Below are 12241 nucleotides of genomic sequence, written 5' to 3' on the forward strand. Positions count from 1 at the left end.
GCGGCGTGCCCGCGGGCCGCCACCGCTGTTCCGCCCGCCATCGCGCAGCCCTCTTGCCCCACACCTCGGAAAGGCCTCGGGCCATGCGCACCGAACCCACCACCACGACCACCACGACCACGACCACCGCGGCCACGGCGAACGGCGCCGCCGCGATCCGCAACCTCGGCATCCTGGCGCACGTCGACGCGGGGAAGACCACCCTCACGGAACGGGTCCTCTACGCCACCGGCGCCACCTACAAACGCGGCGAGGTCCACGACGGCACCACCGTCACCGATTTCGACCCGCAGGAGCGCGACCGGGGGATCACCATCTTCGCGGCGGCGGTCAGCTGCACCTGGGACGGCCACCGGATCAACCTGATCGACACACCGGGACACGTCGACTTCTCCGACGAGGTGGAGCGGTCCCTGCGCGTGCTCGACGGGGCCGTCGCGGTCTTCGACGCCGTCGCGGGCGTGGAACCGCAGAGCGAGTCCGTGTGGCGCCAGGCCGACCGCCATCGGGTGCCGCGCATCGCGTTCGTCAACAAGATGGACCGCGTCGGCGCCGACCTCGACGCGGCCGTCACCTCGCTGCGCGAGCGACTCCACGTCGTCCCGCTGGTGGTCCAGCTGCCCATCGGGCGGGAGGACGGCTTCACCGGCGTCGTCGACCTGGTCCGGATGCGCGCGCTGGTCTGGAGCGCCACCACCGCCGCGGCCACCGGCAGCGGTCCGCAGTCCTTCGAGGTGCTCGACGTGCCCGAGGAGCTGCGCGAGGAGGCGCTGCGCGGACGACGCCTGCTGGAGGAGCAGGTGGCGGAGCTGCACCCGGCCGCCCTGGAGGAGTACTGCGCCACCGCGGCGCTCACCCCGGCCACGCTGGTCACCGCCCTGCGCGAGCTGACCCACGGGGGCGAGGGCGTGGTCGTGCTGTGCGGATCGGCGTACCGCGACCGGGCCGTCGAGCCGCTGCTCGACGCCGTGGTGGCGTACCTGCCCGCACCGACGGACGTGCCGCCGGTGCGGGGCACCCTGGACGGGGCGGAGCAGGAACGCGCCGCCGATCCCTCGGCGCCGTTCGCCGCGCTGGCCTTCAAGGTGAACGCGACGGCGACCGGGCGGCTGACCTGCCTGCGCGTCTATTCGGGAACGATGAGGAAGGGGGACACCGTGCTGGACACGACGGCGGGCCGCACCGAACGCGTCGGCCGGATCCTGCGGGTGCAGGCCGACCGGCACGCCGAGGTGGACCGGGCCGTGGCCGGGGACATCGTCGCCGTGGTCGGGCTCAAGTCCACCCGTGCCGGTGCCACCCTGTGCGCACCGGGCGCACCGCTGGTCCTGGAACCCCCCACGGTCGCGGCGCCCGTGGTGTCCGTGGCGGTCGAGGCGCGCGGCGCCACGGACACCGGACGGTTGTCCACGGCGCTGGGCCGCCTGGTCGAGGAGGACCCCTCGCTGGTCGTGCGGACGGACCGGGAGACCGGTCAGACCCTGCTGTCGGGTCTCGGAGAGCTGCACCTGGAGGTCGCGGTGGAGAAGCTCCGGCGCGGCCACGGCCTGCTCGTCGACGTCGGCAGGCCCCGCGTGGCCTACCGGGAGACGGTGGCGCGCGGGGTGTCCGGGCTGGTCTACCGGCACGTCAAGCAGGACGGCGGCGCCGGTCAGTTCGCGCACGTGGTGATCGACGTCGAGCCCCTGGGCGTCGAGGCCCCGGACGGAGCGGTCCGCGGCGACGGCGGACTCGTCTTCCGGTCGTCGGTCGTCGGCGGCCGGGTTCCGCAGGAGTACGTCCGCGCGGTCGAGGCCGGGTGCCGGGACGCGCTCGTCGAGGGTCCCCTCGGCGGTCATCCGGTGACCGGGCTGCGGGTCACGCTGACCGACGGGGCCACGCACTCCAAGGACTCCTCGGAGATGGCGTTCCGGGCGGCGGGGCGGTTCGCGCTGCGCGAGGCGCTGCGCGCGGCCGAGATGGAGCTGCTGGAACCGGTGGTCGAGGTCGTCGTCACCGTGGCCGAGGACGCGGTCGGCAGCGTGCTCGGTGACCTGGCGGCCCGGCGCGGCCGGGTCTCCGGCTCGGTCACCCGGACCGGGACCACGACCGTCACGGCGGCCGTGCCGCTGGCCGAACTGTTCGGCTACGCGTCGCGCCTGCGCAGCCGGACCCAGGGTCGGGGGACCTTCACCTCCCGGCCGACGGGGTACGCCCCCGTACCGGCGACGGTGCGCGAGCGGGTGCTGACGGCCGGCTAGCCGGCCGACGTTCCCCTCGGGAATGTCGCGAACCTCGGGAACGGCAGGGCTCCCGCCTTCGGGCGGGGGCCCTGCGGTCGCGTCCCGCGGTTGCCCCGAATTCGACTGACCCCGCCACCACCCTGCTATGTAATGTCACATGGCATGATGATCTTACGTAGTACGGCCCTCGCCGCTGCCCTGCTGGGCGTGACCGCGGTCCTCCCGCCCGCCGTCGCGCACGCCGCGGCCCCGTCCGGCTGCGGCTCCTCGGCCTCCGCCTCCGCAGCGGCCCCCGCGTCCGCCACCGCGGACTCCGCTTCCACCGGCGACCCGGAACAGGCCCGGCTCGCCGACCCGCGGACCGCCGCCTTCACGGAGCGGGCCGCCTTCGGTGACTTCGTACGCCGCTTCCCGGCCGCGCTCTGCGGCGCGCGCGACGCCGCCGAGGCCGGCCGGCTCCTCGACGCCTGGGGCGAGGCGCTGTGGCAGGCCTCCGTGAACCGGGCCCAGGGGCGGCGCCCCGGCGGGGACCTGCCCGCCGGGGACGACCGCCCGCTGTACTGGACCCGCTTGCGGATGACCGTCCAACTGGCCGATTGGCGACCGGGGTTCCCGGTGGACCGGGCGGCCTTGCGGAGCCGCTTCGAGGACGCCTCCCGGGGACTCACCGCCAACGACTTCCGCGGCGCCCCCGGGGTGCGCCGCCTGTTCGTCAGCGGATTCGACCCCTTCGGCCTGGACGCCGAACCGCGCCGGGCCAACCCCTCCGGCTCCGCGGTCCTGCGACTCAACGGCCGCCGCGTGACGCTCGCCGACGGAACCCCCGTGGAGATCCGGGCCGTCGTCCTGCCCGTGCGCTACGCCGACTTCGACGCCGGGATCGTGGAGCGAGCGTACGGACCCCGCCTCGCGGCCGGGCCCCGGGCCGCCGACATGATCACCAGCATCAGCCAGGGCTATCCCGGGATCTTCACCTTGGAGGCCTGGGCCGGTCGCGCCCGGTCGGCGGACCCCTACCCCGACAACGCCGCAGCCCTGTCGGGAGGCACCTACGACCACCCCGTCACGGCGCCCGGCATGGGCCCGGGAGCGGAGTTCCTGCGCACCACCTTGCCCACCGACGCCATGACCGCCGTCCAGAGCCCCTTCCCGGTCCGACTGAACACCACCGTCACCGAGATACCCGCCGGTCAGCAGCGGCCCGTGGACCGCGAGGACGGCCCCACCCCCGGCTCCCGCGCCGTCGCGGGCGGAGGCGGCGGCTACCTCTCCAACGAGGTCGCCTACCGCTCCAACCGGCTCCGTACGGAACTGAACCCCCGGCTCCCCGGCGGCCACCTGCACACCCCCGTCCTGAACGGGCTGCCCGCGGACCCGGCCCGGCTGAGCGACGCCACCTTCGAGCAGAACGAGACGGCCATCGCCGACGAGGTGCTGGCGATCCTCCGGAACTCGGCCCGGCCCGCCGCCCACGGCTCCACGCGGACCCTGCCCTAGCACTGCGGGCGGCCGGGGTGTCGGGGTGGCACAGTGGACACCATGTGTGGCCGCTATGCCTCGACCCGCGCCCCGGCCGACCTGGCCGGACTCTTCGACGCCCACTGGGATCCCGGTGAGGCGCTCGCCGCGAGCTGGAACGTGGCGCCCACCGACCCCGTGTGGGCCGTGCTCGAACGCGCGGACCGCGACGGCGGCGCGGTGCAGCGACGGCTGCGGCCCGTGCGCTGGGGCCTGGTGCCCTCGTGGGCGAAGGATCCGGGGGTCGGCTCCCGCATGATCAACGCGAGGGTGGAGACCGTCCACGAGAAGCCCGCCTACCGCAAGGCGTTCACGAAACGCCGGTGCCTGCTGCCCGCCGACGGCTTCTACGAGTGGGAGGCCGTCCCCGCCACGGACCGGGCGAAGGCCTACAAGCAGCCGTACTTCATCGCGCCCGAGGACGGCGCGCCGATGGCGATGGCGGGGCTGTACGAGTTCTGGCGCGATCCGGCCGTCGCGGACGCCGACGATCCGACCGCGTGGCTCACCACCTGCACGATCATCACCACCGAGGCCACCGACGCGGCGGGCCGCGTGCACCCGCGCATGCCCCTCGCCCTGCACCGGGACGACTACGGAGCCTGGCTCGACCCCACCCGCCACGACACCCACGAACTGCGCGCCCTGCTGCACACCCCGGCCGACGGGTTCCTGGCGGTGCGCGCGGTGTCCACCGAGGTCAACAGCGTCCGCAACAACGGCCCCCGGCTCCTCGCCCCGGCCGGCGGTGCGGCGACCCCGCCCCCGGAGTAGCCTCGGCGCCAGGGCGGGACCATGTGGGCGCAGCCGTGGGGGAGTTGGTCGCAGACCATGATTGCCGAAGTAGCCGTGGGGGCGGCCTGGTCGCTCCTGGTGGTCGCCGCCCTGATGCGGTTCGGGTTCGGCGCGCGGCCCGCGCCCGACCCGTCCCGGCAGCGGCCGTTGACCCCGGTCGAGATCGCCCTGCTGCGCGGCGGCCGCCGGGCGGCCCTACAGACGGCGCTGGTGGAGCTGCACCTGGTGGGCGCGGTGGAGACGGCGTGGCCGGCGGCGGTCCGGCGCGTCGACACCGCGGCGCCCCGGGGCGGCTCCGGGCTCGCCCGGGCCCAGTACAACGTGTTGTTCGGGCACATGCACCCGCGTCGCCTCTGGGTCATCGAGCGGGTGAGCCGGGCGGTCGCACCGGAGGCCCGGGAAGCGGAACGGACCGGACTGCTCCTGACCCGCCGCCGGGTGGTCGCCGTACGGGTCGTGCTGCTGCCCGCCCTCGGCGCGGCGGTCGTCGGGGCGCTGGTCGAGGGGGCGGACCCGCCGTGGCACTGGCTCGCCCTCCTCGCGGGCGCGTTCGCCCTGGTGCTGGGCGCCCTGCCGCGCCGCACCCACAAGGGCGCGGCGCTGCTGGGCCGACTGCGCGGTGAACGGATCGGGGTCCGGCGGGCGACCGTCCGCGCACCCGCCGCACTCCTGTTGAACGTCGCACTGTTCGGCACCCCGGTGCTGCGCGAGCAGCTGCCGAGGTTCACCGACGAGAGCGGCCTGCTCGCCCGGCCGCCGAGGGAACCCATGGACCGGGGCGGCGGCTCCTCCTGCGGGGTCGTGACCTGCGGCGGCTAGGCCGTCTCGGGCGCCCGGCCCGCTCCTACGGCGTGTAGGCCTGCTTGCTCGCGCAGGTCCACACCACCGGCTTCCCGGAGACGGTTCCGGCGACCCGGTCGTCGTCGGACACGGCGAAGGCCTGGCCCTCGTCGATGTCCCGGCGGGGCACGGGGAGCGCCTGCACCGGTCCGCCGCCCGCCTGGAAGGTCGGCACCGCGGCGTGCGGTTCGCTGACGTCGAGGTACGTCCGGGCCGTCCCCACCAGCCTGTTGGTCGTGGGGCTGATCCCCGTCACCTCCAGCTCGTCGCGTCCCGAGAGCTTCGCCAGCGCGGTCGGCGCGGCGGTGTAGGGCGCCTTCCAGACGAAGCCCCGCTCGTGGGACCCGCCGTGGTAGGAGTCGACGTCGGTGGCCGCGACCACACCGCGGTCGTCGATGCCCGCGAGCGTGTTGGAGCGGCTGATGTACGGCACGCCGCTCGTCGCGAGGGCCTTGGCCGGGCCGCCGCCCGCGGGCCAGAGAACCGGGTAGGTCTCCCAGATCTCGTTGCCGCTGTCGTCGCTGTAGTAGGCGTACGCCAGTCCGAGCACATCGCCGCGCTTGTTGATCCCGGTGACCTGCTGGATCCGGGTGGCCGGGTGGACGCCCGGCGGCACCGGGAGCTCGCGGACCAGCCGGCCGTCCTGCCACTCCCGGGGGGTCAGGCCGTCGAAGCCGGCCACCCGCCCCGCGTCGTTGACGCCGATCCCGGCGTACGGGCCCTGCGCGGGAGCGGTCAGCAGGGTCACCTGCCGGTCCCCCTTGCGGTAGCTGAACAGCGCGTGCTCCTGGTCGTTCGCCCGGTCGAGGACGCCGACCATGAGGCCCTTGGCGTTGATCGCGCGGACGCTGCCCTTCGCCCAGCCGGTCGGCAGCGGCACCCGGAAGACGCGGGCGCCCTCCCAGAAGGCGGGCACGTCGTTCGAGGTGCCCACCGTCCGGTCCGAGGTGCCCAGCGCGTAGGGCCTGGTCCGACCGGTGGTGCCCAGTTCCTCCAGTGCCTTGACGGCGGGCTTGCACACGGCACCCGCCGTCGCAGCCGCCCCGGACGCGGCGGCCGGTCCCGCCGCCGCGATCAGCCCGGCCGTGATGACCGCGGCCCCGGCCGCGGACATGGTCTTGCGCATGTGTTTCCCCCTGTTGGTCGAGCATGGACGTAGTGCGGGGCCGTCCCGTCTGCACCCCCGTGTCAGGCGAGACGGCCCCGGTTCTGGGGGCCCGTCAGACGCGGAGCGCCGGGGCCTGTGGCGGTGCGGGCAGGACCCGCGCGAGCAGCTTCGCCACCGAGATCACCGTCCGGTCCGCCAGGTACGGCCCGATGACCTGCACGGCCAGGGGCAGTCCGGCCGCGGTCGTGCCCGCGGGCAGGACGAGCGCGGGCAGCCCGACCGGCCCGGCCAGATTGACCCAACTCGTCTGGTCGAAGTACGGCCGCCGCACCCCGTCGACCGTGATGAACCGCCCCGGTACGGGGACGGAGGTCTGGTCGAGGACGGCGGCCGTCGGAGCGGCCGGGGTGATCAGGACGTCGTGCCGGGCGAAGTACGCGGCCCACGCGGCGCGCAACCGCTGCCGGGCCTCGTCGGCCACGCACCAGTCCCGGTGCCGCATGGTCCGCGCGTGCAGGTAGAGGCCGCCGGGATCATCGGCCGGGACCTTCTCCGCCGCCGCGACCTCGGCGGCGTACGCCGCGTCCGTCGCGCTGGCGGCCGAGGTCGCGTACAGCAGCCGCTGGAACAGCCGGTCGCTCTCGGCGAAGTCCACCGGGCGGGCCGCGTCGTCGACCTGCGCGCCGGCCCGGCGCACGAGGTCGGTGACCCGGCCCAGCAGCGCGCGGGTGTCGGCGTCCACGCGGCAGTACGCGTCATCGGCCCAGATGCCGACGCGGTACTGGCCGAGGCGGGTCCTGTGCGCGGCGGGGAGGTCGATCCTCCAGGCGGCGCCGTCGGCCGGGGCCGGCGCGGCGAGCACGTCCAGCAGCAGTTCGAGGTCCTCGGGCGTACGGGCGACGGGCCCCAGGGTGAGCATGTCGCTGCTGGTGGCCCAGTCCGGGGGCCTCGGGATGTGGCCGCGGGTCGGCACGATCGGGGTGGCGCCGCGGGAGGTGCGCAGCGCGTAGACCCCGCAGTAGGCGGCGGGCAGCCGCAGCGAACCGGCCAGGTCGGAGCCGATCTCGACGGCGCTGAGCCCGGCGGCCACCGCCGCGGCCGGGCCGCCGGAGGAGCCCCCCGCCGTACGGTCGGCGGCGAAGGGGTTCCTCGTGGTCCCGAAGAGGGGATTGGCGGTCTGGATGTCCTGGCACATCACCGGCACGTTGGTCTTGCCGAAGACGACGGCCCCCGCGGCCCGCAGCAGCGCCACCGCGTCGGCGTCCCGGGCGGGCACGTGGTCGGCGAGGTCGGGCGCACCGCAGGTCGTGCGCAGCCCCTGCGTCTCCAGGGCGTCCTTCACCGTCATGGGCAGGCCGTGGAGGGCGCCGAGGGGCTTCCCGGTCCGCGCGAGGTGCCGGTCGGCCCGGTCGGCGGCGGCGCGGGCGGCGCCGACGTCGAGGGTGACCACGGCCGTGAGCCCGGGGTTCACCGCGTCGTGGTGGTCCAGGTACTGCTGGAGCAGCGCACGGCTGGTGATCTCGCCCCGGCGCAGCGCGGCGAGCTGCTCGTGGGCGGGGGCCAGGTGCAGCGGTGTGCGCGGGGGCTTGCCGGAGGCGCGCGGCCGGGCGTCGGCCGAGGAGGTCATGGCCGCCGCCGCGGCGACGACGGTCGACGCGACGAGCAGGGTGCGGCGGAAGATCACGTGCGGGCTCCTGACGGGGCGCTGTGCGGGTCGCCGGGGGCGGGCGTCCCCTGCCCCGGCGGGGTGAAGTGGGCGGCGACCCGCTGGAGGTGCAGCAGTTCGTCCTCCGGGGTGGCGAGCGGAAGGTCGGCGTCCGCGTAGTCGGTCGGAGCGTCGACCGGTTCGCCCGCGTGGTGGCGGACGAGGGCCGCGCGTATCTGGTCGGCGGTGACCGCCGCGGCGAGCATCGCACCGGTCAGGCCCGCCGCGCCGCGGCGGACCTCGGAGTCGGCCCGGACGGCGGGGTCCAGGTAGCGGCGCAGCAGCGTCTGGCCGCCGCGGATCTCCACGCGCCGCCGCAGCAGCGGGAAGTGGGCGCTGCGACCGCGCAGCAGCTCGTCGCGCTGGCGGGCCGGGCGGCGCAGGGCGATCCCCGGGTCCGCCCGGTCCATGGCCGACCACAGGTGGTGCAGCCGCCGGTAGCGCAGGTGCGCCGTGCACCAGCCGCGCACCGCGGTGGTCCGCTGGGTGAGGGTGGGCAGGAAGTAGCCGACCTGGGTGAGGGCGGCCCCGATGTCGCCGCACAGCCAGGCGTACGGGTCGAGGCGCTGGACGCTGAAGTCGAAGACCGCGCCGAGGACGGCGCCGATCCGGATCGCGCTGTACCCCAGGGTGATGACGGCGCCGATGCTGGTCAGGCGCAGGCCGCGGGCGATCGAGGGGCTGGAGGCGGTACGGGCGTACTTCCAGCAGGACCGGGCGAGGTAGAACTCGGCGGCGGTGTAGGTGCCGATGTACAGCGTCAGGTAGGTCTGGAAGAAGGGGTCGTGGGCGTAGTAGAGCGAGAAGTCGGTGGGCCGCTGCGTCGCGGGCGTGAGGAGGACGAACAGCACGCCCATGCAGACGATGACCACGGCGGCCGCGGTGAGCAGCAGGCGGCCGCGGCGCCGGGCCTCGGCGAGCGGCTTGGACCAGTGGGCCAGCACCGTGCCCTGGAGCGCGAGGACGAGGACCACGCAGCTCTGCGCGAGCGGGACGGCGATGTTGGTGACGCCGAGCGTGCCGTCGATGCGCACCCACACCCAGGTGAGGGAGATGGCGTAGCTGAGGGCGGAGAAGCCGTAGGTGAACGCCAGGGCGACCAGCGCGGGGTCGCGGCGGCTCTTGCCGAGGTCGCGCAGGAGGAAGAGGAATCCCGTCCCGGCGATCAGCAGGCACAAAGGGTGCAGTATGTCTTTCACGGGCTCGTATCCGGGTCAGCGCAGCAGCGTACGGGCTATGGGGTCGGTGGTCTGGTCGCCGCGGCGGGGCGTGCTCACGTGCTCCTGCAGCAGCGAACCGAGCATCTCGGCTTCGAACTCTTCCGGGTTGTCGTAGCGGGTGCGGCCGAGGACGAGCTGGACGGTGCTCGGATCGATGTCGGTGATCAGACCGCCCAGGGTCCCCGTGGAGAAGGACGCCGTGCCGCGGTGCTGTCTGAGCATGTGCGCGAACTCGTGCGCGACGATGATCTCGGCGTGCGGCCTGCTGATACCGGTGTCGTAGAAGACGTAGTCCGTGGACTCGGTGGCCAGCCAGAGCCCGCAGGGGGCCGAGGCGTCGAGGGCGTCCGGGTCCGAGGCGTCAGGAGTGAAGGGCACGAGCCGGATCGAACGCTCCAACCGCTCCTCCATGAACGGCACCAGGTCCAACACGCTGGCGACGGCCGGGAGTCGCAAGGCGTCGAGGTACGCCCTGCCGCGCCGCTCGGCCGCGAAGGCGTCGGCGGCTCCGATGTCGGATCGACGGTCGCGACGGCGTCGCCACATGCGGCTTCCTCTCGGGATCGGCGGACGGACGGATGGGCGGACGGAGGGGCGGACGGGGGTCCGGCTGCGGCTGCGCGTCACGGCGCGTGTTTCCCGCCGGGCGGGGGCAGCCCCTCCTGTTCCCGCACGACCTCGATCGCTTCGAGTACCTTGCCGAGGCTCTTGGCGGACAGGCCGATCGACCTCAGGGCGATCTCCTTGACGCCCGCTTCGCTGAGCTTGCGCAGGAGTTCGAACTGGTCGGTGACCTTCCTGGTGACCTCGTCCTCGACGAAGTAGCCCGCTTCCACGCCGAAGAACCGGGCGAAGAGGGGCACGAGCGTGATGGTCGGGGTCCGTTCGCCCTTGCGGAGCATGCCGACGTAGGCACCGGTGCAACTCTCCTTGCCGTACGACGAGATGGTCCGGGCCACGTGGGCGTTGCTGAACTCCTTCGCACCAGGCGGACGTACGCGGTCGAACAGGTAGTTCAGTCGATCGCTGAACGGCGCTCCCGCACCCGGAACGGGTGCCGGGGACCTCTCCGCGGTCCCGTCGTCCGGACCCTCGACTGCTGGTGCCACGGTGCGCTGCTTCCTCTCGACCGGGCTAAACTATAGTTGAGCCCCGGCTGGCGCGGCGCAGCGGATCAGGCCAACAGGTGTCCGAAAGCGGCGTGTTGGGGGAGCCGGGAGGCTCCGGTCGCAGTGCTCCGGCCGCCGGACCGCACGGTTCGGTGCGACGGGAGCCGGCTTCGGGCACGACGAAAGCCCGGATACCGACGGGGGTGCGGTATCCGGGCTCTCACGACCACCTTAGTCGGGTGGGAGGGCAGATCTCCATCTCCCTCCGCGAAGGACGGGAATTGACCGGCCGCGGGGGCGGTCCCGGGGTGCCCGGGGTCAGTGGGGCAGGCGCGCTCCGCAACGTGAGCAGTACAGGGCGTCCCGTTCGCCGGCGAGACGGCCGCAGTCGGCACAGACCCGGTCCAGCAGGCAAGCCGCTTCTCCGCCTTCTTCGCTCTCCCCGAGGCCCCGCGTGCTCCCGAGGACCCCCGAGCCGGGCGCGGCGGTGATGGCGAGGCCGGGACGGCGGACGTGCACGGTCACGTAGAGCATCCCCGTCGGACCCGCTCCGAGCGAGCGCCGGGCGTGCCGGGGGAGCCAGAGCACCGTACGGGCGCCCAGCGCGGTGCTGCCCCCGGGCGTGCCGAGGAAGCCGTCGCCCTCGAAGACGATCAGCAGGACGTCGAGCGCCGGATCGGTGTGCTCCGCGATGACCGCGCCCGACCGGAGCCGGACGATGTTGGCGTCCAGGCCGCGGGGGGTCTGCGTCATGCGCCACAGCACGCCGCCCGCATCCGGGCCCGCGGCGGCCACCACCGCCGTCAGCTCGGCGAGCACCCGCGCGGGCCCGCCGGGCGGGACGGGCGCCGGATCGGGTCGCGGTGTCGGGGGCGGCGGCTGCATCGCCATGGCGGTCGGTCTCCCGGTGTGTCGGAAACGGGGTGTGTCGGAAACGGGGTGCGTCGGAAACGGGGTCAGGGGATGTCATACACCCTCCGCGCCGCCCCGCGCGGGCCGCCGGATAGAGTCGCCGGCGGACGGCACCCGCCCCGACCGGGGAGCGTGCCGGGTCACAGCAGCTGTCGATCACAGGCTCGCCCCTCGCGGCACAGACCGTTTCCACCCCGTGCCCGCCCGTCCCCGGCCTGCCAGCCGTTTTCCCGGAGATCGTCCAGATGCGTGCCGACGCCCCCGCCGCCGTGCCCACCGCACTGCCCCACCCTCACCCCCACCAGCACCCCCACCCGCATCCGCTGCCGGCGCGGCCCCCGGCCCGGCCCGGGCCGCTCGCCGCGCTGCACATCACCAGCGCGGCGACCGCCGTGCTGCTCGGGCTGGTCGCGATCGGCGCGATGATCCACGAACCGGTGCTGATACCGCCGCTGGCCGCGAGCGCGGCATTGGTGAACAGCGTGCCGACCCTGCCGCTGGCCCAGCCGCGCAGCGTGGTCGTCGGACACCTGCTGGGCGCCGTCGTGGGGTACGGGGTGCTCGCCGCGGCCGGCAGCAGTGCGTGGGCCGCCGCGGTGGCGGCCGGCATCACCCTCGCGGTGCTGATGGTGGCCCGGACCCCGCACTCGCCGGCCTGTGCGACCGCCGTCATCGTCGTGCTCCAGAGCCCCGCTCCCACCCGCTTCGTGCCCCTGCTGCTGGGTGCGAGCGTGCTCGTGGTCGGCGCGGGGTACGCCGCCTCGCGCGTACGACCCAAGGCGCCGAAGTACCCCGCCTACTGGTGGTAGGCG

Annotated in this window: 11 protein-coding genes; 5 read left to right on the forward strand and 6 right to left on the reverse strand. The window is 74.6% G+C overall.

All coding sequences use genetic code 11. From position 1 onward, the window contains the following. Positions 1-83: 83 nt before the first annotated feature. The 4 genes from fusA (at position 84) to ACIBEA_RS03725 (ending at position 5354) form a co-directional block, all read left to right on the forward strand. Entirely contained in the window at positions 84-2240 is a 2157-nt protein-coding gene (gene fusA / locus ACIBEA_RS03710; RefSeq protein ID WP_399257524.1) for an elongation factor G, read from the forward strand. A gap of 144 nt (positions 2241-2384) precedes the next feature. Further along, on the forward strand, positions 2385-3719 hold the full coding sequence (locus tag ACIBEA_RS03715) for a pyroglutamyl peptidase (RefSeq protein WP_399257526.1): 1335 nt from the start codon (positions 2385-2387) through the stop codon (positions 3717-3719). 42 nt (positions 3720-3761) lie between these two features. Next, a complete protein-coding gene (locus ACIBEA_RS03720; RefSeq protein ID WP_399257528.1) occupies positions 3762-4514 on the forward strand; it encodes an SOS response-associated peptidase in 753 nt (250 codons plus the stop codon). 57 nt (positions 4515-4571) lie between these two features. Then, positions 4572-5354: a TIGR04222 domain-containing membrane protein gene (locus ACIBEA_RS03725; RefSeq protein ID WP_399257531.1), complete on the forward strand. Its 783-nt coding sequence runs from the start codon at positions 4572-4574 to the stop codon at positions 5352-5354. A gap of 25 nt (positions 5355-5379) precedes the next feature. Here ACIBEA_RS03725 and ACIBEA_RS03730 read toward each other — a convergent pair whose 3' ends face one another. The 6 genes from ACIBEA_RS03730 to ACIBEA_RS03755 form a co-directional block, all read right to left on the reverse strand. Further along, complete coding sequence (locus tag ACIBEA_RS03730; RefSeq protein WP_399257533.1) at positions 5380-6501, reverse strand: hypothetical protein; 1122 nt, start codon at positions 6499-6501, stop codon at positions 5380-5382. Between the two features lie 94 nt (positions 6502-6595). Continuing rightward, positions 6596-8167, reverse strand: a complete 1572-nt coding sequence (locus ACIBEA_RS03735) for an amidase family protein (RefSeq protein WP_399257535.1) — start codon at positions 8165-8167, stop codon at positions 6596-6598. Then, a complete protein-coding gene (locus tag ACIBEA_RS03740; protein WP_399257537.1) occupies positions 8164-9387 on the reverse strand; it encodes an MAB_1171c family putative transporter in 1224 nt (407 codons plus the stop codon). Before ACIBEA_RS03740 ends, ACIBEA_RS03735 begins: the two co-directional genes overlap by 4 nt. Positions 9388-9402: 15 nt before the next feature. Continuing rightward, on the reverse strand, positions 9403-9954 hold the full coding sequence (locus ACIBEA_RS03745; protein WP_399257539.1) for a hypothetical protein: 552 nt from the start codon (positions 9952-9954) through the stop codon (positions 9403-9405). 77 nt (positions 9955-10031) lie between these two features. Further along, complete coding sequence (locus tag ACIBEA_RS03750) at positions 10032-10517, reverse strand: hypothetical protein (RefSeq protein ID WP_385777334.1); 486 nt, start codon at positions 10515-10517, stop codon at positions 10032-10034. 318 nt (positions 10518-10835) lie between these two features. Further along, positions 10836-11408: a hypothetical protein gene (locus tag ACIBEA_RS03755; RefSeq protein ID WP_399257541.1), complete on the reverse strand. Its 573-nt coding sequence runs from the start codon at positions 11406-11408 to the stop codon at positions 10836-10838. Positions 11409-11674: 266 nt separating this feature from the next. On the opposite strand from ACIBEA_RS03755, the gene ACIBEA_RS03760 reads away from it, so the two are divergent. Continuing rightward, a complete protein-coding gene (locus ACIBEA_RS03760; protein WP_399257543.1) occupies positions 11675-12238 on the forward strand; it encodes an HPP family protein in 564 nt (187 codons plus the stop codon). Positions 12239-12241: the final 3 nt, after the last annotated feature.

The sequence above is a fragment of the Streptomyces sp. NPDC051555 genome, assembly GCF_044454405.1.
Lineage (GTDB): Bacteria > Actinomycetota > Actinomycetes > Streptomycetales > Streptomycetaceae > Streptomyces.

Bases quoted from the DNA above. Each gene is read 5' to 3' on its own strand.
- ACIBEA_RS03760 (WP_399257543.1), top strand. From the start codon at position 11,675: ATGCGTGCCGACGCCCCCGCCGCCGTGCCCACCGCACTGCCCCACCCT.
- ACIBEA_RS03715 (WP_399257526.1), top strand. From the start codon at position 2,385: ATGATGATCTTACGTAGTACGGCCCTCGCCGCTGCCCTGCTGGGCGTG.
- ACIBEA_RS03755 (WP_399257541.1), bottom strand. From the start codon at position 11,408: ATGGCGATGCAGCCGCCGCCCCCGACACCGCGACCCGATCCGGCGCCC.
- ACIBEA_RS03745 (WP_399257539.1), bottom strand. From the start codon at position 9,954: ATGTGGCGACGCCGTCGCGACCGTCGATCCGACATCGGAGCCGCCGAC.
- fusA (WP_399257524.1), top strand. From the start codon at position 84: ATGCGCACCGAACCCACCACCACGACCACCACGACCACGACCACCGCG.
- ACIBEA_RS03720 (WP_399257528.1), top strand. From the start codon at position 3,762: ATGTGTGGCCGCTATGCCTCGACCCGCGCCCCGGCCGACCTGGCCGGA.
- ACIBEA_RS03725 (WP_399257531.1), top strand. From the start codon at position 4,572: ATGATTGCCGAAGTAGCCGTGGGGGCGGCCTGGTCGCTCCTGGTGGTC.
- ACIBEA_RS03730 (WP_399257533.1), bottom strand. From the start codon at position 6,501: ATGCGCAAGACCATGTCCGCGGCCGGGGCCGCGGTCATCACGGCCGGG.